The organism is Bradyrhizobium agreste, assembly GCF_016031625.1.
In the GTDB taxonomy this organism is placed as follows: Bacteria; Pseudomonadota; Alphaproteobacteria; order Rhizobiales; family Xanthobacteraceae; genus Bradyrhizobium; species Bradyrhizobium agreste.
Genome location: NZ_JACCHP010000011.1, coordinates 288,668 through 313,965, shown reverse-complemented (window position 1 = coordinate 313,965; position 25,298 = coordinate 288,668). Strand labels below are relative to the sequence as shown.

Below are 25,298 nucleotides of genomic sequence, written 5' to 3'. Positions count from 1 at the left end.
CCTCATGGTCGAGTTCGACGACACCTTCCGCCAGCACTTGCGCGAGCTGTTCGTGTGGCGCCGCGACGTGCGCCGCTTCCGCAGCGATCCATTGCCGGAGGATGCGATTGATCGCCTGATCGAGACCGCGTGCCTCTCGCCTTCGGTCGGCCTCAGCCAGCCCTGGCGCTTCGTCATCGTTGGTGACGGCGCGCGGCGCCAGGCGGTCACCGACGATTTCAAGGCGTGCAACGCCGACGCGTTGAGTTGCTATTCCGGCGAGCGCGCGGCGCGCTATGCTACGCTGAAACTGTCGGGCCTCGAACAGGCGCCCGGCCATCTCGCCGTGTTCGCCGACAAGGCCAGCGACATCGGCCACGGCCTCGGCCGCGCCACCATGCCTGAAACGACGGAATATTCCGTGGTCGCCGCGATCACTGCGATGTGGCTCGCCGCGCGTGCCGAAGGCATCGGCCTCGGCTGGGTATCGATCCTCAATCCGGATCGCATTCACGCCATCCTCGATGTGCCGCGATCGTGGAAATTCATCGCCTATCTCTGCATCGGCTATCCGGAAGCCGAATGCGACCGCCCCGAGCTGGAGCAGGCGAAATGGGAGCACCGGCGAAGCGCGGACGCGTTCACGCTGCGCCGCTAGTCTCCAGCCGTTCTTCAGCAGATTGCCCGGCCGACAATGTGTCTTCCGGCCGGGCCAACGCGCCACGCAAAGGGATCAACTGCCTTTGTGCGGAATCTGATAGCATTCGCTGTTCACGAGCCCGAAGTTTTGACGACGAGCTTTATATTTAGCAGGTTGACGCCCTTGAACGGGTTCGGTGCGCTTTCGATTGTTCCCGTACCCGTGGCGTTCGCATAAGCACCTGTGCCGGACAGGATGGTGTATTCGCCCGTTGATTTGCCGTCTTTGGCCGAACCAGTGTAGCGCGCCGTGATCGAGCCCTCCTCGAACGTGTAAGTGCTATAGCCGAAGAAGGGACCCGACCCTTTAAGCAAGTCCGAAGTATTCACGAACTCTTTCACTCCGATACGGCCATCGCTGAAGACGGCAACCCCAAAGAACTTACCGGACACAACCGTCTGTCCTTCGACGTTTGCGGCCTCGATCACCTTGAGGTCGATCGGCTTCGTGATCAGCTTGAACTCAAGCACCCGCTCGCCGGCGACGGCAGGTGACGCCGCGACGGCCAATGCCAGACCCGAAAGGAAAAAGGTGAGAGACTTCCGCATAGGCTCCTCCTTCGCTTGTTGACATCAAGTCGAGAAGTGCCGGCGAGCCACACATCGTGCCGCCGCTTTTCGCTGCGGCATGCAAGAGAGCCCTCGGCGACGCCCCGGCAGCGGCTGAAGCTCTTTGGTCCTAAGGCGCGAAGCCGGGACGCAAGTATGAGTCCGAGCGATCGGAGGAAAGTTCAGATTTCCCTTGCGGTATAATAGTGTCCAACCATCTGGGTGGGCTGATGTCGGCGATCTCATCGAGCTGACCAAAATCTGCTTCGAACGCGCTCTTCGGCGCCTGGCCCAAGCTCGACCTGTCTTACGCTTTCCGGCAAGATCACTGACCTCTTCCCTCTAGCGGGTCGTCGCCCTGCGCCCGGCGGCTTCGTCCACGTCCCGCCCAAACCGCTCCACCAGAAAATCGATGAACAGCCGCACCTTCACCGACAAATGCCGGGTCGGCGGATACACCGCATAGAGCGCCAGCTGCGGCGCAGAATAGTCGTCCAGCACCGTCCGCAGCTCGCCTTTCCGCAACGCATCGGCCGCAATGAACTCCGGCAGCAGCGCCAGGCCCCTGCCCTTGATGGCGACGTCGCGCAGCACCTCGGCGTTGTTGACGCAGAGCGACCAGGCCGGCTGGATCCAGTGGTCGCCGTCGCTGCCTGTGAGCTTCCACTGATTGCCCGTGAGCAGGAAGCCGTAGGTCAGCGAAGCATGCTCGCGCAGATCCTGCGGATGCTTAGGCGTGCCGTGCCGCGCGAGATAATCCGGCGAGGCACAGATCATGCGCGCCACCGGCATGATCTTGCGCGCGATCAGGCTGGACGATTCCAGCTCCGCGATCCGCAACGTCACGTCGAAGCCGTCCTGCACGGGATCGAGCAGATCGTCGCTGAGCACGATCTGCAGCTGAAGCTCCGGGTAACGCGCCATGAAATCGGCGAGCACCGGCCCGAGCCGCATCGTGCCGAACGACATCGGTGCGTTGACGCGGAGCAGCCCGCGCGGCGCCGATTGCGCCTGCGTCACCGCCTGGTCCGCCGCCTCGATCTCCGAGAGGATCACGACCGCACGCTCGAAATAACGCTGGCCGTTCTCGGTCGGGCTGGCGTGCCGCGTGGTGCGGTTCAGGAGCTGGACGCCGAGGCTCTCCTCGAGGTCGGCGATGTATTTGCTGATCGCCGAGCGCGACAGCCGCAGCTGCCGGCCGGCCTCGGCAAAGCTGCCGCTTTCCACCACCTTCACGAAGGCCCGGAGGCTGCCGAGCTTATCCAAGGCGTCGCCTCGTCGATTGTTTCCAAATCGTAGACATAGCCGTCATATTTGCATGGATTGTCTCCAATCCAAAGCGGAACGATATTTCCGGCCAGAGCAAGACCGCTCCCCGAATCTGGAGGACGACCATGTCTGGACTGCACCATGTCACCGCGATTGCCGGCGATCCCATCCGCAATTTCGGCTTCTACACGAGGGATCTCGGCCTGCGCTTCGTCAAGAAGACGGTCAATTTCGATGATCCCGGCACCTATCATTTCTATTATGGCGACGAGACCGGCCGCCCCGGCACCATCCTGACCTTCTTTCCGTGGGCGGGCGTCTCGGCCGGGCGCCGCGGCGTCGGCGAGACACATCAGACCGCCTTCCGCGTGCCGCAGCGCTCGCTCGGCTACTGGACCCAGCGCTTCACCGAGAAGGGCATCGCGTACGAGGCGCTGGAGAAGCGTTTTGGCGAGTCCGTGCTGCCGTTCACCGATCCTGATGGCATGGCGCTCGCGCTTGTCGGCGTCCCCGGTGCCGAGAACGAGCCGGGCTGGAGCAATGGCGACGTGCCGGCCGTGCACGCGATCCGCGGCTTCCACGGCATCACCCTGCTGCTCGACAGCGCGGCGAGGACAGCGGCCGTCCTCACCGACGTGTTCGGCTTCAAGGAGACCGGGCGCGAGGGCTCGGTGATCCGCTTCAAGGCGCCGGGCGATGTCGAAGGCAGCGTCGTCGACATCTACGAAGCCAAGGGCTTCCTGCGCGGGCACCAGGGCGGCGGCTCGGTCCATCACATCGCCTTCCGCGCCGCTGACGATGCCGAACAGGGCCAGATGGCGCAAAAGCTCGTGAGCAATCACGGCCTGCACCCGACCGAGCAGCGCGACCGCAACTACTTCCGCTCGATCTATTTCCGCGAGCCCGGCGGCGTGCTGTTCGAGATCGCGACCGACATCCCCGGCTTCGCCGTCGACGAGCCCGTGGCGAGCCTCGGCCGCGACCTGAAGCTGCCTGCTTTCCTCGAGCCGCACCGCAAGCAGATCGAGGGCGTTCTGCCGAAGCTGGAAGAGACCGTATGATGACCGGGACCGCATTCATCCATCGCTTCGAGCCCGCAGGCGACGCGGGCTCCCCGCCGCTGCTGCTGCTGCACGGCACCGGCGGCGACGAGAACGACCTGCTCGGCCTCGGCAAGATGATCTCATCAGGCTCTGCCCTGCTCTCGCCGCGCGGCCGCGTGCTCGAGCACGGCATGCCCCGCTTCTTCCGCCGCCTCGCCGAGGGCGTTTTCGACGAGGAGGACGTGCGGCGTCGCGCGCACGAGCTCGGCGACTTCGTCGCGGAGGCGCGGCAGCGCTACGGCCTCGCCGCGCCGGTCGCGGTCGGGTTCTCCAACGGCGCCAACATCGCTGCCGCGCTGCTGCTCTTGCAGCCGGACGTGCTCGCAGGCGCGATCCTGCTGCGCGCGATGGTGCCGTTGTCGGATCCGCCCAAGGCTGACCTTGGCAAGAAGCCAATATTGCTGCTCTCGGGGCAGGCCGACCCGATCGTGCCGGCGAGCAATTCGGCACGGCTCGCGGCGTTGTTGTCGGACGCCGGCGCGCGTGTTGATCACAAGGTGTTGCCGGTAGGCCATCAATTGTCGCAGGCGGACGTGACGCTGTCCCGCAACTGGATCAGCAAGGCCGACGCCAAGGCCGCATGATCGAGCCGCGGCGCATCGCTTGAACGATGCGCCGCTGCCATCACTCGAACCAGCCGCGCCGCTTGAACCAGATCAGCGGCAGCAGGCCGCTTGCGATCACCGCAAGCCACGCCAGCGGATAGCCGAAGCTCCAATCCAATTCGGGCATGTGCCTGAAGTTCATGCCCCAGATGCCGACCATGATCGTCGGCGGTACGCCGACGACCGACACGATCGTCAGGATCTTGAACAGCTCGTTCTGCTGGATGTTGATGAAGCCGAGCACGGCATCGAGCAGCAGCTGGATCTTGTCCGATAGTCGCGTCTCGTAATCGCTGAGCGAGACGACGTCCTTGGACACGGCCTCCAGGCGCTTCTTCGACGACGCCGTGATCCACTCGCTGCCGACGTCGCCGGCAAACGCGGCAACGCGGCCCACCCCGAGCAAGACATCGCGCGCCTTGGCCAGCCGGTCGGCCAGCTCGCCGAGATTCTCCAGGGCCTCGCGCATCCTGCGGCTGGAGCGCACCGGGCGCTGGGTGCGCACCAGCCCGCCCTTGAAGACCCCCCGCGAGAGCTGATCGACCTTGGCGCCGAGATGCTCCAGGACATCGGCGCCGCGATCGATCATGGCCTCGAGCAGGCTGACGAACACGCACATGCCGTTCTCCAGGCTGTCATCGGAGCCGACGCGCTTGCCGGTCTCGTCGAAGATCGGCAGCTCTGCAAAGCGCACCGTCACCAGCACGTGCGGACCGATGACGAAGCCTACGGGCGTGATCTCGGCTTCGTTGGCCTCGGTGACCCGCACCGCGGGCGAACTGAGATAGAGCGTGCCGCGGTCGAAGATCAGGCGGCTCGACGCCTCGATCTCGCTGAGCGAGTCTTCGGTGGGAATGCGGATGTCGAGCAGCCGCTCGACGAACTGCTTTTCCTCGGCGGTGCCGTCTAGGAGATCGGCCCAGATGATCTCCGAGGGCATTTCCGCGCCGATGCCGTGCCAGTCGCCGGACGGCCACCTGTAAAGTCTAAGCAAGAACCGAACTCCGTGGCCGCCTCGTCATGCCGGTTGGCGCATGTCCCTCATCCGCCGACTAACGCATGAGAGTTCCAAACGTTCAAGACCTCTAAGTGACAGCGGTATTCACACCCCCTCACCGATGCTTCCAGGGGACATCGGACATACCGATCGGAACACGGTCGATCAGGTGAATCGGCTCTGTGACAGTGCCATCTGCAGAGAGAAGCGCGCGAGCAGTTAACTCTAAAGCGCAGGCAAGCCGGGCGGCAGCTTGCGCTTGGCGGAGGCCTGCTCATACGCGTAGGCCAGACGCAGCAGCTTGTGCTCGCTCCAGGCGCGGCCTGCGAAGGTGATGCCGAGCGGATAATCGGGCGTGTCCCTGCCGTCGTCTGTCCCCGAAACGAACCCTGCAGGCACCATGACGCTGGGATAGCCCCGCCTTGGCGGCGATGGAGGCGCCGTAGGCGCCGGGAAACAGCACGGCGTCGAGCTTGTGCTGGTTCATATAGGCATCCATGCCGCGCGTCTTGGCCGAGAGCAGGTCCATGGCGCGCGCGGATTTGTACTCGCGCTCGCTGAGATCGCCCCGGGTCGTCTCCGCGGCGAGAAAGTGGTCCTGGCCGAAACGCAGCGCCCTGTCCGCATTCGCCTCGTTGAAGGCGACGATGTCGGTCATGGTCTTGATGTCCGTGTTGGTCGCCCAATCCTTCAGATACAGATTGAGGTCGTGCTTCAGCTCGTAGAGAAAAACAACCGGCGGTCGTGCGACAGTGCCCTTGTGGCGGCTCAACGGGTTGCGGTTGAGCACGGCCATGATCGTGCCCGGCCCGCCGATCCAGCCTGCTGTCGGCATGTTGGCGCGCACGATGACGGCGCCGAGATCCTCCAGCACCTGGATCGCTTCGGCCATCAGCTTGGCCGACCTTGGCGGCAACTTGCCGTAATAGCAATCGTTCAGCGGATCAGCAGGGTCGCTTGGCACGCCGATACGCGCGCCCTTCATCGCAGCGCGCGTCAAGCCGGCGGTGTAATCGGCCGGCCGCCGCTGCTTTTGCGTCGCCGGATCGAGCGGGTCTTTCGCAGCGAGCACGTTGAGCAGCAGCGCCGGGTCGCGCACGGTCCGCGTCATCGGTCCTGCGGTGTCCTGGCTGTGCGCGATCGGCACGATGCCGGCACGGCTGATCAGCCCGACGGTCGGCTTCACGGTGACGAGGCCGTTCTGGCTGGCGGGAAACAGCAGCGAGCCCGAGGTCTCCGTGCCGATCGAGGCCGCGCACAGGTCTGCTGCTACCGCAACCGCCGAACCCGCGCTCGAGCCGCCCGGGGGCACAATGGGGATGCCGTGATCGTCCATCAGCGCCGACGCATAGGGGTTCTTGACCTGGCCGCCCAGCGACGAATAGCCGTGGGGCATATCGACCGCGATCATGTTGGAGAATTCGGTCAGGTTCGCCTTGCCGAGGATCACCGCGCCGGCCTCGCGCAGCAGCTTGACGAGCGTCGCATCGTCCCGCGCATGCGCGCCTTCCAGTGCCAGCGCGCCTGCCGTGGTCGGCTGTTCGTCGCCGGTTGCGATGTTGTCCTTCACCAGGATCGGGATGCCGGCCAGCGGCCGCTTGGCCGACGGCTTGACGCCGTCGAGCCTGCCTGCGATCGCGAGCGCGTCGGGATTGAGCGCGCGGACCGCGTTGAGCCTGGGCCCATCGCGGTTGTAGGCTTCAATGCGCGCGAGATAGGCTTTGACCAGCGCCGTCGCAGTGACATGCCCATCGGCCAAGGCATGAGCGATATCGCTCATCGAGGCATGATCGAGCCTTGCGTGATCAAGCTTTGGGGAGATCGGCGCCTGGGCACTGACGGCCGCCGCGGCAATGCCGGCACCGCGGCGGGATGATTTCTGCACGGCTGCCTCGCCCGATGGCGCATCTCCACCACGAGACGCGAGCGTGCCATCATGCCAGTGTTTTGCCCGACGGGTCAACGTCCGGGAGCATCGCGTCGGTCCCACAGGCGCAACGTGCAAGCCATTGAAATGACTGACACCCGCTACTGTGCATGGGGTTGTTTTTCAGGTTTTTTGTTTTGGCGCTGCCCTCCCCAACGCGCGGAGAGGGCACAGCAACGGACGCCGCCTACTCCCAGTACCACGTGGAGAAGTCGTTCTCGAATTGAGGGACTTCCTTCCAGACGCCCTTCAGCTTCTTGTTGATGACAGTCGGCCATTGCGGCTGGAATAGGTAGGCCGAGACTGCATCGGTCGCCAGCATGCGCTGGGCATCGCCGAGCAGCTTGGCGCGGCCGGCTTCGTCGGGGGTCGAGACGATCTGCTTGTAGAGCGCGTTGAACGCCTCGTTGTTGTACCCGATGTAATAGTCCGACTCGGTGAGCTTGACGAGGTCGAACGGCTCGACGTGGCTGACGATGGTCAGATCGAAATTGTGCGGGCCGTTAGGCGCAAACACCTGCGACAGCCACTGCGCCCATTCGACGTTCTCGATTCTAGCGATGATGCCGACCTTGGCGAGCTGGGCCGCGACGATCTCGCCGCCCTGCCGCGCATAGGGCGGCGGCGGCAGCTTCAATGACAATTCCAGCGGCGTGGTCACGCCGGCTTCAGTCAGCAGCTTCTTGGCTTTCTCAGGGTCGTAGGGGTTGATGCCGGTGGTGTCGACATAACCGAGTGATCCCGGTGTGTAGAAACTGCCGATCGGCGTGCCGAACCCCTCGACGGCGCCGTCGATCAGTGCCTTGCGGTCGATCGCGGCGAGGATGGCGCGGCGAACACGGACGTCGTCGAGCGGCTTCTTGCGATGGTTGATGGCTACGATGGTCTTGGCCCTGGAGCCGCCGATCAGCACCGTGAACCGCGGATCAGACTTGAACTGAGCGACGACGCGGGTTGCGATTCGCGGGAACGCGTCGACGTCGTTCGAGAGCAGCGCCGCGGCCTGCGCGGCCGGATCGGAGATGAAGCGGATCGTCACCTTCGAAAGCTTGATCGCGGAAGCGTTGCGGTAGTCGGCCCATTTGTTCAGCGTGATCGAGGAACCCTTGGCCCAGCCCCCTAGCTGATAAGGTCCGGTCCCGACCGGCTGCGTGACATTGGTGGCCGCGCTCTTCGGCTCGACGATCGAGCCGCCCGCCTGCCCGAGCAGGAACGGCAGGTTCGGCTCGGAATATTTCACGGTGATCACGACGGTGTCGGCGTCGGGCGTCTCGACCTTCTCGAAGGCCTGGTACAGGCTCTTGTCCTTGTTGGTGCTGGTCGGTGCCGCGTTGCGCTCGAACGAGAACTTCACCGCAGCGGAATCGAACGCTTCGCCATTGTGGAATTTGACGCCCTTGCGCAGCTTGAACGTATAGGTCTTCAGATCGGGCGAAGCGGTCCAGCTCTCGGCGAGCAGCGGCGAGGTGGAGCCGTCCTCATTGATCTTGGTCAGCGTCTCATAGATGTTGTAGAGCGTGACCTCGGCGATCGCCGCGGCGGCCGCATTGGTCGGGTCGAGGCCCGGCGGCTCCAGCGTCATCCCCATGACGACGCTGTCCTTCTTGCTCTGCGCCAGCACCGGCAAAGGCGCCGCGACGAGCGCAGCGGCAAATGCGACGATCGATAGTTTCCTGAACATGCGCGAACTCCCCGGCCAATCCTGTTTCCAGCTTTACGCCAATCCTGCCCCGGACACTAACCTTCCATGGCCGCCTGCGGCAACGCCATCACGGCCTCGGCCTTGTGGCAGGCGGCAAGGTGCCCCTCGCCCACCTTGCGTAACTCAGGCGGAACCTCGCGGCAATGCTGGTCGGCAAGCGCGCAGCGTGATGCATAGGGGCATCCGGCCACCGCCGCCGATTGCGAGGCGATCGCCTGGGCCCCGCGGCGGCGCCGGCCACCCACGGCGCGCGCCCGCGGCACCGCCTCCAGCAGCGCCCGCGTATAGGGATGGGCACAGCGCTCGAACAGATCTTCGGGGCGGCCCTGCTCGACGATGCGGCCGAGATACATCACCGCGACCTCGTCGCAGAGATAGTCGACGACGGCGAGGTCGTGACTGATCAGGATGTAGCTCAGGCCAAACTGCTCCTGGAGATCCTGCATCAGGTTCAGCACCTGGGCCTGCACGGAGACGTCGAGCGCGGAGACCGGCTCGTCGGCGACGATCAGCTTCGGCTGAGTGATGAGCGCACGCGCAATCGCGATACGCTGGCGCTGCCCGCCGGAGAATTCGTGCGGATATTTTTCCATGTCCGCATCGCGCAGACCGACCTGGCGCAGCACCGCGGCGACGCGGTCGCGGAACGTGGTGCGGTCCGCACCTTCCAGCACGGTCAGCGGCTCGGCGACGATCCGGCCGATGGTCTGACGCGGATCGAGCGAGCCATAGGGATCCTGGAACACCATCTGGAAATCGCGCCGGGCGCGGCGCAGCTCGTCGGCCGGCAGGCGATTGAGCTCGCGCCCGAGCAGCGCGACGTGTCCTGCGCTCGGCCGCTCCAGCGCCATCACGACGCGCGCGAAGGTGGACTTGCCGGAGCCGGACTCGCCGACGATGCCGAGGCTCTTGCCGGCCCGGACCTGCACACTGACACCGTTGAGCGCGCGCACCTGCCCCGGCGGACGGAACAGGCTCTCGCGCGGCAGCGTGTAGCGCTGTTCGAGATCCCTGACGTCGAGAAGCGGGGCGGTGCTCATGCGGTCAGCGCTCCGACGCGTTCGGCCATCGACACGTCCGTTCGGATGCAGCGCGCAAGATGGCCGGGGCCGACGTCCACCATCGGCGGCAGCGCGGCACGGCACTGGTCGATCACCAGCGGACAGCGATCTGAGAAGGTGCAGCCGGACGGCAGATCAGCAAGCTCCGGCACCGTGCCCGAGATCGTCTTCAGCCGCGTCCCCTTGCGCGCGCCGAGCTTCGGCCGGGCGCGGAACAGGCCCTGGGTGTAGGGATGGCCCATGCGACGGAACACCTCGTCGGTCGGTCCGCTTTCGACGACGGTGCCGCCGTACATCACCATCATGCGCTGGACGTTCTCGGCAATGACGCCGAGATCGTGCGAGATCAGGATCATCGACATGCCGCGCTCCTCGACGAGGTCGGCGATGAGGTCGAGGATCTGACCCTGGATGGTGACGTCAAGCGCGGTGGTCGGCTCGTCCGCGATCAACAGGTCCGGCTCGCAGGCAAGCGCCATCGCGATGGTGATGCGCTGGCGCTGGCCGCCGGAGAACTGATGCGGATAGGCGTCGACGCGCCTTGCCGGGTCGGGCAGCCCGACGCGGTCGAGCAAAGCGATTGCCTCTTTCCGCGCCTGCGCCGCCGAAAATTTCTTGTGACGGCGCAGCGGCTCGGCGACCTGGTTGCCGATCGTGTGCATCGGATTGAGAGCAGTCATCGGCTCCTGGAAGATCATGCTGATGCGGTTGCCGCGCAGGCGGCAATAGTCGGCATCCGCAAGTCCGACGAGCTCGTCGCCTTCCAGCTTGATGCTGCCGGTGACGACGGCACTGTCCGGCAGCAACCCCATCAACGACAACGCCGTGACCGACTTGCCGCAGCCGGACTCGCCGACGAGCCCAAGCGTCTCACCGCGCTTGAGCGCAAAGCTGACGCCGCGCACGGCCTGCGCCGGCCCACGGCTGGTGTTGAGGCGAACGCCGAGATTCTCGACTTCGATCAGCGGCATGTTGGAGCGCTCGGCCATGGTCATCGCTCCCGCGCCAGCCGGGGATCGAGCACGTCGCGCAATCCGTCACCGAGCAGGTTGAGACCGAGCACCGAGATTGCGATCGCGGCGCCCGGAAAGACCGCGAGCATCGGCGACTGGAACAGCAGCGTCTGCGCATCGTTCAGCATCCGCCCCCAAGACGGCTGCGGCGGCTGGGTGCCGAGACCGAGATAGGACAAAGCGGCTTCGGCGAGGATGGCGAGCGCGAACTGGATGGTGACCTGCACGATCAGGATCGACAGGATGTTCGGCAGCACATGCTCGATGGTGATGCGGAAGCGCCCCTTGCCCGCTGCGCGTGCCGCGAGCACGAATTCACGCGCCCAGATCGCGTTGGCCGAGCCGCGCGTCAGCCGCGTCAACGTCGGGATCTGAAAGATGCCGATCGCGACGATCGAGGTCACCATGCCGGGCCCGACGACCGCCGCGAGCATGATCGCGGACAGCACGGCCGGAAAGGCGAAGGTGAAATCGGAAAAGCGCATGATGATCTCCTCCGTCCAGCCGCGCCGGGCCGAGGCGATCAGGCCCAGCGTGACGCCGAAGGTGAGACCGATGCTGACGGCGATGACACCGACCATGATGGTGGATCGGGCCCCCGCAAGCAGCAGCGAGGCGATGTCGCGGCCGAAGGAATCGGTGCCGAGCCAATGCGCTGCCGAGGGCGGCCGGAGCTTCGATGCGATGTCGATCTCGTAAGGCGACCACGGCGTCCACACCAGCGACAGCAGCGCGGAAGCGAGCACCGCAAGCACCAACACGCCACCGAGCACGAAGCTGCGATGCCGCAGCGCCCTCCGCCAAAAGCCCGTGGCGGGGCGCGTCGGCGCGGTGGCTGCCGGCAATCCAACTGCGGTGGCGAGCGGATCACTCACAGGTCGTGCACCTTGATGCGAGGATCGATGAAGGCATAGAGCACGTCGACCACGAAATTAACGATCACGACCATCGCGGCGAGCAGCATCACGCAATTGCGCACCACGATCAGGTCGCGGTTGGCGATCGATTGGAAGATCAGGCGGCCGAGGCCCGGGAGATAGAACACGTTCTCGATCACGATGGTGCCGGCGAGCAGATTGGCGAATTGCAGCCCCATCACGGTCATCACCGGGATCATGGCATTCCGCAGCACGTGGCTCCACAGCACCTCGCGCTTGCCGAGGCCCTTTGCGCGGGCGGTGCGGACGAAATCTTCGCGCAGCACTTCGAGCACGGCCGAGCGCGTGACGCGCGCCAGGATCGCGGCCTGCACCACCGCGAGCGAGATCGCCGGCAACAGCAGCGACTTGATCCCCGGCCAGATGCCGTCCTCCCAGCCGGCAAAGCCGCCTGCCGAGAGCCATTGCAACCGCACCGAGAACAGCAGCACCAGGAGAATCGCGAACCAGAAGTTCGGCAGCGCGATGCCCACTTGGGTCAACGACATCACGCCGACATCGCCGAGCCTGTTGTGGTTGGCGGCGGTGTAGATGCCGGCCGCGAGCGCCAGCGTCACCGTGATCGTCATCGCCATGATCGCGAGCGGAATGGTCAGCACCAGCCGCTCGGCGATCAGGCTGCCGACCGGGGTGCCGTAGACGTAGGAATTGCCGAGATCGCCGACGGCGAGGCCCTTGATCCATTGCACGTAGCGAACCGCCAGCGGCTGGTCGAGCCCGAGCTTGATGGTGAGCGCGCGGACCGCATCCGGCGAGGCGTCGGCACCCATCAGCATCTGCGCGGCGTTGCCGGGCAGCGCGTCGAGCACCAGGAAGATGATCAGCGATGCGCCGACCAGCGTCGCCAGCAGGGTCAACAGACGTCGGAGGACAAAGACGCTCATGCGTGCTCGGCTTCAGGGCTCACCCGCGGCACGATCAACATGTCTGGACGCCGGAGGCAAGTTCTTTGCACACAATCCCTTTGCCGCATGCCCATCTCCTCAAGCCGGCCAGCGGGACAGAAGATCGCTTGACGCTTCGAACAGAGCGCTCACGCGCAGCAATTCCGCATCATCGCGGAAGCGGCCGACCAGCTGAAGCCCGATCGGCAGCCCGTCGCGGGCAAAGCCGGAGGGAAGGCTGATCGCCGGATGGCCGGTCATGTTGAACGGCATGGTCCAGGGGAACCAATGCGGCCGGACGCTGTCGAAATGCCTGCCGTCGATCTCGATGCTGCCGAACAGATCCTGCTTGATCGGCAGCGCGGTGCGCGTCAGCGTCGGCATCGCCAGAAGGTGACCGCGCGCAAGCAGCGATTGCACGCGGCGGAACAACGCGGTACGCGCGAACATCGCCTCCTGATAGTCGACGCCGCTGACTTCGCTGGCGAGCGCGAGCTGCTTGAGGAAGGCCTCACTCAGCTCGTCCCCGTGCTCGGCCGCAAGCTTGGCAAAGCGCGTGCGCCAGACGGTGTGGTTGATGGCGCGCCAGATCGGCTCGATGTCGAACCCCTCGCCGGAGAATTCCTCGAGCTCGGCCCCTAACCCGGCCAGCCGGTCGAGGCTCGCCTTGAAACTGGCGGCGACCTCGGCTGACACCGGACGGCCCGGCGGCGTCAGGCAGTACAGGATCCTCAGCCCACGCAAATCGCCGCGCGGGGCGGCAGTACCGATGAAGTCAGGCACGGGCACGGCGATCGACCAGGGATCGCAAGGATCTTCGCCTGACATCGCCTGCATCATCAATGCGGTATCGGCGACGGTGCGGGTGGTCGGCGTGACATAGGTCTGGTTGCCGAAGACGTCGAGCGCCTGGCTGTGCGGGATCACGCCATTGCTCTGCTTCAGGCCCACTACGCCGTTGCAGGCGGCCGGAATTCGCGTCGAGCCGCCGCCGTCGGTCGCAATCGCCAGCGGCGCGATACCGCTCGCCACGGCGACCGCCGCGCCGCCGCTGGAACCGCCGGAGGAGCGGCAGGCGTCCCAGGCATTACGGGTCCGACCGAACAAAGGTGAATCGGTGAGGCACTTGCTGCCGAACTCCGGCGTCGTGGTCTTGCCAATCAGGATCGCGCCCTCGCTGCGCAACCGCGCAACGGCGACGGCATCCTCGGTCGGCACATTGTTCTTAAAGGGAACGGCGCCGAAGGTGGTCTTGACCCCTTTGGTATTGACGATGTCCTTCACGGTGACAGGGACACCGTGCAGCAGGCCGAGCGGTTCGCCCGCCATCAGCTTGCGCTCGGCTTCGCGTGCCGCTGCGAGCGCCTCGTCGCCGCACAACGTGATGAAGCAGTTCAATTCGGGCTGGAGCGCCTCGGCGCGGGCAAGCACCGCACGCGTGAGCTCGACTGGCGAGATTCGCTTGCCCGCAATGAGGCCGCGCAGCTCGGTTGCGGACAACAGGCAGGGATCGCCGTTCATCGTCACATCACGCTCCGAAGCGGGCCGCCATTGGCCCGTAGACATTGACAGCGAGAATGACAGTTTTGTTAACTCGCCGTCCAATACGATTTTTGTGCCTGGCCCATATGTTTTCGGTATGCCAATGGATCTTCGCCGGCTTCGCTATTTCGTCGCCGTCGCCGAGGCGCGCAGCGTCGGCAAGGCCGCCGAGCGATTGCGGATGGCGCAGCCGCCGCTCTCGGTCCAGATCCGCAAGCTCGAAGCCGAGATCGGCGCGCCGCTGTTCCGCCGCGGCACGCGCGGCATGGACCTGACTGATGCCGGCCAGGCGCTGCTGGCGCGCGCCGGCGAGGCGCTGGCGTTGGCGGCCGATGGCGTGGAAGCCGCGCGAGCGGTCGCCGCCGGCAAGCGCGGGCGGATCTCGGTCGGCTACATGTTCGCGCTTGCGAACGCGGTGCTGCCACGCCTGATCCCCGAACTGCGGCGCTCCATTCCCGGCGTCGACCTGCATTTTGCCGAGCTCAGCGCCTCGACGCGCGAGGCGCGGCTGCTCGACCGCAGCGTCACGGTCGCACTATGCATGCCGGCCATCCATCACCCGGAGATCCAGGTGGCGCGGGTGGGCGCACAGCCGTTCATGCTGGCGGTGCCGATCCGCTCGCCGCTGGCCCGCTTGAGCTCGGTGCCGATGGCGCGGCTGCAAGGCCGCCCGCTGATCGCGCTGCCGAGACCCGATCAGGACCCCGCCTCCTCCGCCGTCATGGCCCTGCTGCGGCGGCATCAAATCGTGATGCCGGTCGCAAGCCGGGTCGAGACGGTGCACTCGGCGATGAGCCTCGTCCTCGCCGGTGAAGGCCTCGCCATCCTGCCTGCCTGCGCGCAGCTCGGCGCGCCGCGCGGCATCGTGTTCCGACCCCTGCGCGATGCGTCCGACTCCATCGATATTGCGGTGTGCTGGCGGCGGGACTCCCACAGTCCGCTGATCCGAACCTTCCTCAAATGCGCGGAGAAGGCCGTCGCGCGGATGTGACGTGGACTACCAGCTCCAATTGATCTCGTGGCTCCAGGGCGGATCGGCGCCCGGACGGGTGCAGGTCAGGCCCGCACAATTGGCGGCGAAGGACAGCGCACGGCGGAGTTCGTCCGCGCCGATGTCCTGCAATCTCGGCCGGGCCATGCGACCCTGCTTGTACAGGGCGAACAGCAGCGCCGCCTGAAAGCTGTCGCCGGCGCCAATGGTGTCGGCCACCTCGACCTTTGGTGCTTGCACTTCGATCTGCCCTGCTTGCGCATGCCACGCGATAGCGCCGTTGTTGCCGCGGGTGATGACGACGAGGCTCGTGCCCTGCCCCAACAACGCGCTCGCGCGCTGCTGATACGGCTCCTCGCCGAAGAGATAGGCGAAATCGACGTCCGACATCTTGATGAGATCGGCGCTTCGGGCGAACCCGGCCATACGGCCGAGATAGGTCGACTTGTCCTTGACGAGGTTCGGTCGGCAGTTCGGATCGAAGGAGATGGTGGACGACGCCCGCGCGTCTGCGATCAGAGCCTCCGTCTCGGCCGCACCCTGGTCGTTGACCAGCGTGGTCGAGCCGACATGGACGGCCTCGATCGTATCGAATGGAATGGACCCGCGCCGGTAGGTCCAGCTCCGCGTCGCGGTCTCCGCATCGTAGAAGGCGTAGTGCGACTCGCCCGCGACGATGCGCACGAAGGCCAGCGTGGTCTGGTGGTCGCTGCGGGTGGCGAAATTGAGGTCAACATTGGAGGCTGCTGCGTGATCGGCGATCATGCGCCCGAACAGGTCGGTCGAGACGCCGCCGACGAATCCAGTCGGCGCGCCGAGCCGTGCTATGCCGATCGCGACGTTGAGGCAGGAGCCGCCTACCGCTGGCATCACCGCTTCGCGTCCTTCGACGCTTCGCGTCGGCACGAAATCGATCAGCGCGTCGCCGCAGGCAATCAGCATGTCCTTCAACCTCTCGCAACGCTGCGCATCGCGGCGCGGCTGCCGCGATCGAGCTCGCGCAGCAACTTGTAGACCTCGCGCTTGCGGGCGTGAAACGCGGCCATCTCCGGCGCGGTCGGCTCGCTCTTGCGTCCCAGCGCCGACATCTTGGCCATGGTCTCGTCGATCGAGGCATAGGCGCCGCCGGCTACCGCGCCGAGCATCGCGGCGCCCAGCAGCACCGGCTCCCTGGTCTGCGGCAGCGCGACGGTGAGACCCGTCGTATCCGCCATGATCTGCCGCACCAAAGGACTGCGGCTGGCACCGCCGCCCATGATCATGATGCTGGAGCGGACCCCATGGGCGGCAAAAGACTCGATGACCTCCGCAAGCCCATAGGCTAGGCCGCAGAGGCCGGCGACGAACAGCCGTTCCATCGAGGCGATGTCGGTGTCGAGATCGAGGCCCGCGATCACCGCGCGCGTGTCGGGATCGGCATGGGGCGAGCGATTGCCGATGAATTCCGGGAGCACATGGACGTCGCGCGCCAGCAGCGCGGCATGGCCGGCATCGCCGGCGCGCGCGATGATGCGGCGCTCGAGGAAATCAATGAGGTCGAGGCCTTCGCCGCGCGCCGCCGCGCTCGCCTCGCCGTGGCCGGGGTGCGACTTGAGGAGATGATCGATCGCAGCGCCCGCGGCGGACTGCCCGCCTTCGTTGAGCCAGAACTCCGGCACCATGCCGGAATAATAGGGGCCCCACACGCCCGGCACGAAGCACGGCTCCTTCGTCGTCGCCATGATGCAGGCCGACGTTCCCATGATGTAGGCGAGACGATCGCTGACATCGCTCGTACCGCCCGCCCCGTCACGGCCGCCGATCGCACCGATGCCGCCGGCATGGGCGTCGATCAGGGAGGCGCCGACCGGGGTGCCCGGAGGAAGGCCGAGCTCGACTGCTGCTGCCGGCGTGAGCCCGGCGCCGAGGCGCGTACCGGGCGCAACGATCTCGGTGCCGATGCGCGCGTATTTCTCGGCGACGAAGTCGGACAGGCCGATGCGCTTGAAGAACGGCGCGCTCCAGCCGCCGCCGTCATGGGCGAGATAGTTCCACTTGCAGGTGACGGTGCAGGTCGAGCGCTGCAGCGCGCCGGTCGCCCGCCACGTCAGATAATCGGCCAGATCGAAGAAGTGACCGGCGGCATCGAAACTCGCGCGCAGATGCCGCTTCAGCCAGAGCAGCTTCGGCATCTCCATCTCCGGCGAGATCGAGCCGCCGACATAGCGCAGCACCGCATCCTCGGTCTCGTTGATCAGCCGCGCCTCAGCCGTGGCGCGGTGATCCATCCAGACGATGACATTGCGTTGCGCCTCGCCGGAGGTGCTGACAGTGAGCGGCTCGCCTTGCGGATCGAGCACCACCAGGGAACAGGTGGCGTCAAAACCGATGCCGCCGATGCTGCCCGGCGCAATCGCTGCCTCCGCCATAGCCGCGCGCACCGATTTGGCGCAGGCCTGCCAGATGTCCTCTGACGACTGCTCGACAATGTCGCCGGCCTCGTGCCAGGTCCTGATCGGATGCCGGGCCGTCGCGAGCAGCGTGCCGGCCTCGTCAAACACCCCTGCCCGCGTGCTCGTGGTCCCCACGTCGACGCCGATATAAGCTCGCGGCATGGCCTCTCCCGGTCGCTTTCCGTCCGTTTTGACGGTGAGCCTACCAGCAAGTGTAGCCGCCATCCACCAGCACGATGCTGCCGGTCATCAGGCTCGCGGCTTCGGACGAGAGGAACAGCACGACGGAGGCGATCTCCTCGACCTGCCCCATGCGCGCCATCGGAGTTCCACCGATCCAGGCGTCATACATTTTCGGATTGCTCTTCACGAAGGCGTTGAGCGGCGTCTCGATATAGGTCGGCGCCACCGCATTGACGCGGATGCCGCGCGCGCCCCATTCGGCGGCCAGGGATTTGGTCAGATGGTGCACGGCGGCCTTCGAGGCGTTGTAGAAGCACTGCTCCTGGGGCTTGTTGACGATGAAGCCGCTCATCGAGCCGACGTTGACGATGGCGCCGCTTCCGGCCTTCAACATGTGCTTGCCGAACTCGCGGCAGCACCAGAAGGTGCCGTTGAGATTGACGTCGATGACGTTAAGCCAGTGCTCGTCGGTAACGGTCTCGGCCGGCGTCTCGCTCCGCGCGATGCCAGCATTGTTGACGAGGATGTCGACCTTGCCATGACGGGCGACCAGATCATTTGCCACCTCCGCCACGCGTGTGGTGTTGGTGACGTCCATGACCGCAGTCTCGATGTCGTAGCCCTTCGCCCTCAGGCTGGCTTTGGCGCCGTCGGCGACCTTGCCGTCGCGGTCGCCGATGATGACCTTCGCACCGGCCTCGGCCAGCGCCTCGGCGCAGGCAAGGCCGATGCCCTGGCCGCCGCCGGTGATGAACGCGGTCCTGCCGCTCAGCCTGAATTTCTCCAGATACATGATCGTCTTTCCGTTTTCTTGCCGTTTCTTGTCAGCTCCGAAGAGCGTTGCCGCTCTCGTCGAAGCGGTGAATGCGCGCAGGGTCCGGCGTCAGCGACACCCGGTCGCCGGCATGCAGGCTCAATTCGCCGATGTAACGCGCCGTCAGCATGCCGAGCGCGCCGGCATCGACGTAGAGGAAGGTGTCACTGCCGAGATGCTCGGCCACCGCAATGGTGCCCTGCCAGCCGCCACCGCCGTCGCGCTCGATCTTCAGATGCTCCGGCCGGACGCCGATCGTCGCTGCCCCCTTCTGCAAAGCGGGCTCGCCGGTGACGAAGTTCATCTTGGGCGAGCCGATGAAGCCGGCGACGAAGAGATTGGCGGGTCGCTCGTAGAGCTCAAGCGGCGAGCCGTATTGCTCGATCTTGCCGCCGTTGAGCACGACGATCTTGTCGGCCATGGTCATGGCTTCGACCTGATCGTGGGTGACGTAGATCGCGGTGGTGCCGAGCTGCTTCTGCAGCCGGGTCACCTCGATGCGCATCTGCACGCGCAGTGCGGCATCGAGGTTGGAGAGCGGCTCGTCGAACAGGAACGCCTTGGGCTCGCGCACAATGGCCCGGCCGATCGCGACGCGCTGGCGCTGGCCGCCGGAGAGCTCGCGCGGCTTGCGGTCCAGATAGGGCGTCAGGTTCAATGTAGCGGCGGCCGCCTCCACCTTGCGGTTGATCTCGTCCTTTGGCAGGCCCGCCATCTTGAGGCCGAAGCCGATATTGCCGCGCACGCTCATATGCGGATAGAGCGCGTAGGACTGAAACACCATCGACAGGCCGCGCTTGGCAGGCGGCGTATCGACGACGTTCTTGCCGTCGATCAGGATCTTGCCACCGCTGACGTCCTCGAGCCCGGCGATCAGCCGCAGCAGCGTGGTCTTGCCACAGCCGGAGGGGCCAACGAACACGACGAAGGAGCCGTCGGCAATGTCGAGGTCGGCGCCCTTGATGATGTGCACGGGGCCGAAGGACTTTTGCACGCCCTGAAGTGTGATCTGACCCATGATCCCCCTCTACTTCACCGCACCGAAGGTGAGCCCGCGCACGAGCTGCTTCTGGCTGAACCAACCGAGCACGAGAATGGGCGCGATCGCCAGCGTGGACGCCGCCGACAGTTTTGCCCAGAACAGCCCTTCGGGGCTCGAATAGGAGGCGATGAACGTGGTGAGCGGCGCAGCGCTTGAGGTGGACAGGTTCAGCGTCCAGAACGCCTCATTCCAGGCCAGGATCAGATTGAGCAGCAGCGTGGACGCCAGCCCCGGGATCGCCATCGGCGTCAGCACGTAGACGAGCTCGCGGCCGATGGTGGCGCCGTCCATGCGCGCGGCTTCGAGGATGTCGCGCGGGATCTCCTTGAAATAGGTGAAGAGCATCCAGATCACGATCGGCAGGTTCCCGAGGCAGAGGATGAAGACGAGGCCGATGCGGGAATCGAGCAGGCCGAAGCTCTTGTAGATCAGGTAGATCGGCACCAGCACGCCGACCGGCGGCATCATCTTGGTCGAGAGCATCCAGAGCAGGATGTCCTTGGTGCGCTTCGTCGGCGAGAACGCCATCGACCAGGCCGCCGGAATGGCGATCAACAGCGCAATGAGCGTCGAGCCGCCGGCGATGATGATCGAGTTCATCGCGTGGTGCAGGTAGTCGCTGCGCTCCTGCACGGTCGCGTAATTTTCCGTGGTCCAGTGGAAGAACAGGAAGGATGGCGGGATCGCGAATGCCTCGAGCTCGGTCTTGAAGCTCGCCAGCCCCATCCACAGGATCGGAAAGAAGATCAGGAAGCCGAACAGCCAGGCCGCCGCCGTCGATATCATCACCCGCCGCGTCGTCGCCATCCGCGCCATGTCAGGCCTCCAGGTTGCGGCCGACGATGCGGACCAGGAAGAAGGCGACGATGTTGGCAATCACCACCGCGACGAGCCCGCCCGCGGAGGCGCTGCCGACATCGAACTGGATCAGCGCCTGCGAATAGATCAGGAAGGCGATGTTGGTGGTCTGCAGGCCCGGCCCGCCGCCGGTGGTGACGAAGATCTCCGCGAACACCGTCAGCAGGAAGATGGTCTCGATCAGGATCACCACCGTGATGGGACGCGCCAGGTGCGGCAGCGTGATGTAGATGAAGGTCGAAACGGCGCTCGCCCCGTCCATCTCGGCGGCCTCCTTCTGCTCCTCGTCGAGCGATTGCAACGCGGTGAGCAGGATCAGGGTCGCGAACGGCAGCCATTGCCAGGTCACGATCAGGATCACCGCGAGCAGCGGCACGTCGTTGAACCAATCGATCGGTGTCAGGCCGAACAGCGAGGCGAGCCAGGCGAACAGTCCGGAGACCGGGTGCATCAACAGGTTTTTCCAGACCAGCGCGCTCACCGTGGGCATCACGAAGAACGGCGCGATCACCATCAGCCGCACGAAATTGCGGCCGATCACGGGTTGGTCCATCAGCAGCGCCAGGGGAATGCCGAGCAGGATGGTCAGCGCCAGCACCGAGCCGACCAGCACCAGCGTGTTCTGGAGCGAGGCGAGGAAAGCGGGATCGGTGAGGAAGTAGCGGAAATTTTCGAGCCCGACGAACGATTCCGAGCCGGGATCGAGCAGGCTGTAGTGCAGCGTCGAGAAGTAGATCGTCAGCACCAGCGGGACGATCATCCAGATGAACAGCAGCCCGACGGCCGGGGTCAGGAGCGACCGCGCAAGAAACTGCGTCTGCCGGGTTGCCATTCTTGGCGCTCCGCTCGGAGGAAGAAGGCGGCCATCCAGCAAAGATGGATGGCCGCAAGTTTGAGCTCAGGGAGAGCTCGGGTTCACTTGATGTAGCCGGCGCGCTTCATCTCGCGCTCGGTAGCGGACTGCGCAGCCGTGAGCGCGGCATCAACCGTGGTCGATCCCGCAAGCGCCGCCGAGAACTGCTGGCCGACCTGCGTGCCGATGCCCTGGAATTCAGGGATCGCGGCGTATTGCACGCCGACGTAAGGAACGGGCTTCACCGTCGGCTTGTTGGGATCGGCGGCGTCGATCGAGGCCAGCGTCAGTTTCGCGAACGGCGCAACCTTCAGGTACTCATCGTTCTGGTAAAGCGAGGTGCGCGTGCCCGGCGGCACGTTGGCCCAGCCCTCCTTCGACGCCACCAGCTTGGTATAGTCCTTGCTGGTTGCCCAGGCGATGAACTTCTCGGCAGCTTCCGTCTTCTTGGAGCCGGCGGGAATCGCGAGATTCCAGGCCCACAGCCAGTTGGCGTTCTTGCCGAGCCCGGTGTTGGGCGCGAGCGCGAAGCCGACCTTGTCGGCAACCTTGGAGTCCTTGGGGTTGGTAACGAAGGACGCCGCAACCGTGGCATCGATCCACATCGCACATTTGCCGGCGTTGAACAGTGCCAGATTCTCGTTGAAGCCGTTGGAGCTTGCACCGGGAGGGCCGGCTTCCTTCATCAGGCTCACATAGGTGGTGAGCGTCGTCTTCCATTCCGGCGTGTTGAACTGCGGCTGCCAGTTCTCGTCGAACCAGCGCGCGCCGTAGGAATTGGCCATCGCCGAGAGGAACGCCATGTTCTCGCCCCAGCCCGCCTTGCCGCGCAGGCAGATGCCGTAGGTGCCGGCGCTCTTGTCCGTGAGCTTCTTGGCGGCGTCGATCACGAAGTCCCAGCTCGGTTTTTCCGGCATCTTCAGTCCGGCCTTCTCGAACAGATCGGTGCGATACATCACCATCGAGCTCTCGCCGTAGAACGGCGCGGCGTAGAGCTTGCCGTCGGCGGAGACCGCGTCCTTGATCTTGGGCAGCAGGTCGGCGACGTCGTAATCGGCGCCGAGGTTGGCGAGCGGCACCAGCCAGCCCTTCTTGGCCCAGATCGGCACCTCGTAGGTACCGATGGTGAGGACGTCGAACTGGCCGCCCTTGGTGGCGATGTCGGTGGTGACGCGCTGGCGCAGCACGTTCTCCTCCAGCGTCACCCATTTCACAGTGATGTCAGGGTTCTTCTTGGTGAACTCACCGGTCAGCCCCTGCATGCGGATCATGTCGCCATTGTTGACGGTGGCGATGGTCAGGGTCGTTTCGGCCATCGCAGGGACGGCCAGCAGGACAGACGCGCCGCAGACGGCGCCCAGGACATGTTTCACGGTGACCTCCCCTCAATCGCGTTTTGGGCATATGCCCACGCGTTGGGCGTATGTTCAACACGGGCGTGGCAGTTGTCAAGCAGGCGCACGGGCGTTTGCGCGACTTATGATTGCTGCGGTGCGGGAGGGATGGAATATCCCCGGCACGGAAGCGACGGCAATTGTTGGGAATGAGCGCCGCGGCTTGGGAGCGCACTGTCCATTGCCGCGCGAAACCGCCCTATCGCTCCAGAATTGCCCTTGCCGTCGCCTCGTCCGTGATTAGCCCATTGATCAGGCCGCCGCTCAGCGCCGCCGCAATCGCCGGAACCTTGGCCGCGCCGACCGCCGCGCCGATCGTCGTGGTCTTCGCCGGCACTTCCGGAGGGATGCTGGTCAGGCGCTTGTTGGTGCCGGCCTTGAGCAGGCGGCCTTTCGCGTCATAGGCCCAACCGGTGATCTCGCCGATGGCGCCCAGCCGCATCATCTCGAACAATTCGTCGCGTGTGACGAAGCCGTCGATGTGCACCTGCGCCTTCTGGTCCATCTGGCCAATGCCGACGAGGCGCAAGTCGGCCCGGGCCGCGACCGCCTTCACCCTGGCGATCGGCTCGATGCGCACCATCCTGTTGCGCTCGTCCTCCGAGGACATCAGGAACGGCAGCGGCATCGGATAGTGCCGCGCGCCAGTGCGGTCGGCGAGCCGGCCGACGGTGTCGTAGAAGCTCGCCGAGCCGTCGGCCGAGATGTTGCCGACCAGCGAGACGATCTGGTGATTGGGTCGCTCGATCGGCGTGACGCGCTCGACCGCGGCACGCACCGCCCGCCCCGTGCCGAGCGCGACGATCACGGGCATCTCCGAACGCAGGGTGGAATCGAGCAGATTGGCACAACGCTCGGCAATTCCAGCCACCGCCTGCGGCGCGGCAGGATCGGCCGGCACCACCTCGCAATGAACGAGGTCGAACCGTTGCTTCAGACGCGCCGCCAGCTCCATGCAGGCCGCGATGGGATGTTCGAGCCGGAAGGTGATGAGCCGCTCGGCGAGGCACAGCGAGACCAGACGCTGCGCCGAGGCGCGCGAGACTTGGAGCATCTTCGCGATCTCGTCCTGGGTGTGGCCGGCGATGAAATAGAGCCAGCCGGCGCGCGCGGCGTCGTCGAGTCTCGACTTGTCGTTCTCGGCGGCCATACGCGCTCACACCTCCCAGAAATCGCCCATGTGCGCGAAGACCCGATCGGCCCCGGCGGCGGATAATATAGCCCGGCCGTCGCGCGTGCGATAATGGCCGCCGCCGACAAATCCCCAGACGGTCATGCCGGCGGCCTTGCCTGCCTGCACGCCGCTGACGCTGTCCTCGATCACCAGCGTGCGCGACGGCGGCGTGCGCATGCTCTCGGCGGCGTGAAGAAAGAGATCGGGCGCCGGCTTGCCGTGCCTGACCATCTGCGCGGTGTAGATCCGAGCGCCGAAATATGCCCGAAGACCGGTGACGTCGAGCGAGAGTGAGACGCGGTCGAGGTCGCTCGACGAGGCCACACAGAACGGCACGGTCAGCCCGGAGATCGCCGCCTCCACCCCGGGGATCGGCGCGAGCGAGGTGGCGAACGTCTCCAGCACGCGCGTCTTCAATCGGGGCAGGAATCCATCCGGCACGACCTGATCAAGATCGCGATAGTGCTGTTCGATAGCCTTGGTGCTGCGTCCGAGAAACAGCTCAAGCGCCTGCTCCTCGCTGAGCACGAGGCCGAATTCCGCCAGGACCTCGGACAGGCAGCGGCAGCTCAACAGCTCGCTGTCGACGAGCACGCCGTCGCAGTCGAAAATGATCAGATCGGGTTCTCGCGGGCGCTGGTCCATCCGACCATTCGATCATATGCCCGCGGCATGAGCAATAGCTCACGAAAGACCGTGCGACACCGCTGCCGCATCAATGGGCCACCTGCCGGTAGATCGCCGGCAGCGCCGCCGGCAATCGCTTGATGTTGCCGACGATGGCATAGCCGGTCCGCCCGAACAGGGTCGGAAAATACGATTGCGCCGCCGCGTCGACCGTCACGCCGAACACTGCAATCCCGAGCCTGCGCGCTTCCTGCACGGACTTCCTGGTGTCTTCGACCGCAAAGCGCCCCTCATAATGGTCGACGTCGTTCGGCTTGCCATCGGTGAGGACGAGCAGCAGCTTCTTGCGCTGCGGCTGGCGCGCAAGCTCGGCCGAGGCGTGGCGGACCGCCGCGCCGATCCGCGTGTAATAGCCGGGCTTGAGCGCGCCGATGCGGCGCTCGACCACGCCGCTCATCGGCTCGCCGAACGCCTTGACCGTTTCGAGCCGCACCCAGGAGCGCCGACGCGAGGTGAAGGTGAGGATGCTGTGGTGATCGCCGCAGGCCGACAGCCCGTGTGCGAGCACCAGCAGCGCCTGCAATAACAAGGGCGAGGGTGCTGCCGCCGCAGGCGGACGCGCCCACCATCTCTTGCGCAGTCTTGGAAAGATGTGGGCACGG

Annotated in this window: 23 protein-coding genes and 1 pseudogene; 4 read left to right on the top strand and 20 right to left on the bottom strand. The window is 65.5% G+C overall.

Annotated elements, in window-relative coordinates:
* The first annotated feature begins 4 nt into the window (after positions 1 to 4).
* A complete protein-coding gene (bluB, locus tag HZZ13_RS18435) occupies positions 5 to 637 on the top strand; it encodes a 5,6-dimethylbenzimidazole synthase (protein ID WP_197960952.1) in 633 nt (210 codons plus the stop codon).
* Between the two features lie 113 nt (positions 638 to 750).
* Here bluB and HZZ13_RS18430 read toward each other — a convergent pair whose 3' ends face one another.
* Both HZZ13_RS18430 and HZZ13_RS18425 read right to left on the bottom strand, forming a co-directional pair.
* A complete protein-coding gene (locus HZZ13_RS18430) occupies positions 751 to 1,227 on the bottom strand; it encodes a hypothetical protein (RefSeq protein ID WP_197946627.1) in 477 nt (158 codons plus the stop codon).
* A 342-nt stretch (positions 1,228 to 1,569) separates the two neighbouring features.
* Positions 1,570 to 2,493 carry a LysR family transcriptional regulator gene (locus HZZ13_RS18425; RefSeq protein ID WP_197960951.1) on the bottom strand — a complete coding sequence of 308 codons (924 nt, stop codon included), beginning with the start codon at positions 2,491 to 2,493 and terminating at the stop codon, positions 1,570 to 1,572.
* Positions 2,494 to 2,621: 128 nt separating this feature from the next.
* Here HZZ13_RS18425 and HZZ13_RS18420 point away from each other — a divergent pair, with 128 nt between their 5' ends.
* Positions 2,622 to 3,557 (top strand): ring-cleaving dioxygenase, encoded by a 936-nt coding sequence (locus HZZ13_RS18420; RefSeq protein ID WP_197960950.1) that lies wholly within the window; start codon positions 2,622 to 2,624, stop codon positions 3,555 to 3,557.
* Positions 3,557 to 4,183, top strand: a complete 627-nt coding sequence (locus HZZ13_RS18415; protein WP_197960949.1) for an alpha/beta hydrolase — start codon at positions 3,557 to 3,559, stop codon at positions 4,181 to 4,183. The genes HZZ13_RS18420 and HZZ13_RS18415 overlap by 1 nt, the downstream gene beginning before the upstream one ends.
* A 40-nt stretch (positions 4,184 to 4,223) precedes the next feature.
* Here HZZ13_RS18415 and HZZ13_RS18410 read toward each other — a convergent pair whose 3' ends face one another.
* From HZZ13_RS18410 to HZZ13_RS18375, 8 genes are all read right to left on the bottom strand, one after another.
* A complete protein-coding gene (locus HZZ13_RS18410; RefSeq protein WP_197960948.1) occupies positions 4,224 to 5,198 on the bottom strand; it encodes a magnesium transporter CorA family protein in 975 nt (324 codons plus the stop codon).
* Between the two features lie 277 nt (positions 5,199 to 5,475).
* The gene (locus HZZ13_RS18405; protein ID WP_311972654.1) at positions 5,476 to 7,086 is read right to left on the bottom strand and encodes an amidase family protein; all 1,611 of its coding nucleotides are present in this window, start codon (positions 7,084 to 7,086) and stop codon (positions 5,476 to 5,478) included.
* Positions 7,087 to 7,315: 229 nt separating this feature from the next.
* Positions 7,316 to 8,809 carry an ABC transporter substrate-binding protein gene (locus HZZ13_RS18400; protein WP_197960947.1) on the bottom strand — a complete coding sequence of 498 codons (1,494 nt, stop codon included), beginning with the start codon at positions 8,807 to 8,809 and terminating at the stop codon, positions 7,316 to 7,318.
* 56 nt (positions 8,810 to 8,865) lie between these two features.
* Positions 8,866 to 9,870: an ABC transporter ATP-binding protein gene (locus HZZ13_RS18395; RefSeq protein ID WP_197960946.1), complete on the bottom strand. Its 1,005-nt coding sequence runs from the start codon at positions 9,868 to 9,870 to the stop codon at positions 8,866 to 8,868.
* On the bottom strand, positions 9,867 to 10,880 hold the full coding sequence (locus tag HZZ13_RS18390) for an ABC transporter ATP-binding protein (RefSeq protein ID WP_197960945.1): 1,014 nt from the start codon (positions 10,878 to 10,880) through the stop codon (positions 9,867 to 9,869). Before HZZ13_RS18390 ends, HZZ13_RS18395 begins: the two co-directional genes overlap by 4 nt.
* 2 nt (positions 10,881 to 10,882) lie before the next feature.
* Positions 10,883 to 11,779 (bottom strand): ABC transporter permease, encoded by an 897-nt coding sequence (locus HZZ13_RS18385; RefSeq protein WP_376707054.1) that lies wholly within the window; start codon positions 11,777 to 11,779, stop codon positions 10,883 to 10,885.
* Positions 11,776 to 12,726, bottom strand: a complete 951-nt coding sequence (locus HZZ13_RS18380; RefSeq protein ID WP_197960944.1) for an ABC transporter permease — start codon at positions 12,724 to 12,726, stop codon at positions 11,776 to 11,778. The genes HZZ13_RS18385 and HZZ13_RS18380 overlap by 4 nt, the downstream gene beginning before the upstream one ends.
* 99 nt (positions 12,727 to 12,825) lie before the next feature.
* Positions 12,826 to 14,247 (bottom strand): amidase, encoded by a 1,422-nt coding sequence (locus tag HZZ13_RS18375; protein ID WP_197961107.1) that lies wholly within the window; start codon positions 14,245 to 14,247, stop codon positions 12,826 to 12,828.
* A 124-nt stretch (positions 14,248 to 14,371) separates the two neighbouring features.
* On the opposite strand from HZZ13_RS18375, the gene HZZ13_RS18370 reads away from it, so the two are divergent.
* Positions 14,372 to 15,259 carry a LysR family transcriptional regulator gene (locus HZZ13_RS18370; protein ID WP_197961108.1) on the top strand — a complete coding sequence of 296 codons (888 nt, stop codon included), beginning with the start codon at positions 14,372 to 14,374 and terminating at the stop codon, positions 15,257 to 15,259.
* A gap of 6 nt (positions 15,260 to 15,265) precedes the next feature.
* On the opposite strand, the gene HZZ13_RS18365 is transcribed toward HZZ13_RS18370, so the two are convergent.
* From HZZ13_RS18365 to HZZ13_RS18320, 10 genes and pseudogenes are all read right to left on the bottom strand, one after another.
* Positions 15,266 to 16,201, bottom strand: a complete 936-nt coding sequence (locus HZZ13_RS18365) for a carbohydrate kinase family protein (protein ID WP_197960943.1) — start codon at positions 16,199 to 16,201, stop codon at positions 15,266 to 15,268.
* Between the two features lie 5 nt (positions 16,202 to 16,206).
* Positions 16,207 to 17,853, bottom strand: a complete 1,647-nt coding sequence (locus HZZ13_RS18360; protein ID WP_197960942.1) for an FGGY-family carbohydrate kinase — start codon at positions 17,851 to 17,853, stop codon at positions 16,207 to 16,209.
* Between the two features lie 40 nt (positions 17,854 to 17,893).
* On the bottom strand, positions 17,894 to 18,667 hold the full coding sequence (locus HZZ13_RS18355; protein WP_197960941.1) for an SDR family NAD(P)-dependent oxidoreductase: 774 nt from the start codon (positions 18,665 to 18,667) through the stop codon (positions 17,894 to 17,896).
* A 31-nt stretch (positions 18,668 to 18,698) separates the two neighbouring features.
* Complete coding sequence (locus tag HZZ13_RS18350) at positions 18,699 to 19,706, bottom strand: ABC transporter ATP-binding protein (RefSeq protein WP_197960940.1); 1,008 nt, start codon at positions 19,704 to 19,706, stop codon at positions 18,699 to 18,701.
* 9 nt (positions 19,707 to 19,715) lie between these two features.
* A complete protein-coding gene (locus tag HZZ13_RS18345; RefSeq protein ID WP_197946605.1) occupies positions 19,716 to 20,546 on the bottom strand; it encodes a carbohydrate ABC transporter permease in 831 nt (276 codons plus the stop codon).
* A gap of 1 nt (position 20,547) precedes the next feature.
* Positions 20,548 to 21,420, bottom strand: a complete 873-nt coding sequence (locus HZZ13_RS18340) for a carbohydrate ABC transporter permease (RefSeq protein ID WP_197960939.1) — start codon at positions 21,418 to 21,420, stop codon at positions 20,548 to 20,550.
* A gap of 83 nt (positions 21,421 to 21,503) precedes the next feature.
* A complete protein-coding gene (locus HZZ13_RS18335; RefSeq protein ID WP_197960938.1) occupies positions 21,504 to 22,814 on the bottom strand; it encodes an ABC transporter substrate-binding protein in 1,311 nt (436 codons plus the stop codon).
* 220 nt (positions 22,815 to 23,034) lie between these two features.
* Positions 23,035 to 23,985: a sugar-binding transcriptional regulator gene (locus HZZ13_RS18330; RefSeq protein WP_197960937.1), complete on the bottom strand. Its 951-nt coding sequence runs from the start codon at positions 23,983 to 23,985 to the stop codon at positions 23,035 to 23,037.
* Between the two features lie 6 nt (positions 23,986 to 23,991).
* The gene (locus HZZ13_RS18325; protein WP_197960936.1) at positions 23,992 to 24,654 is read right to left on the bottom strand and encodes an HAD family hydrolase; all 663 of its coding nucleotides are present in this window, start codon (positions 24,652 to 24,654) and stop codon (positions 23,992 to 23,994) included.
* A 70-nt stretch (positions 24,655 to 24,724) separates the two neighbouring features.
* A pseudogene (locus tag HZZ13_RS18320) lies at positions 24,725 to 25,216 on the bottom strand (nitric oxide reductase activation protein NorD); the annotation flags it as partial.
* Positions 25,217 to 25,298: the final 82 nt, after the last annotated feature.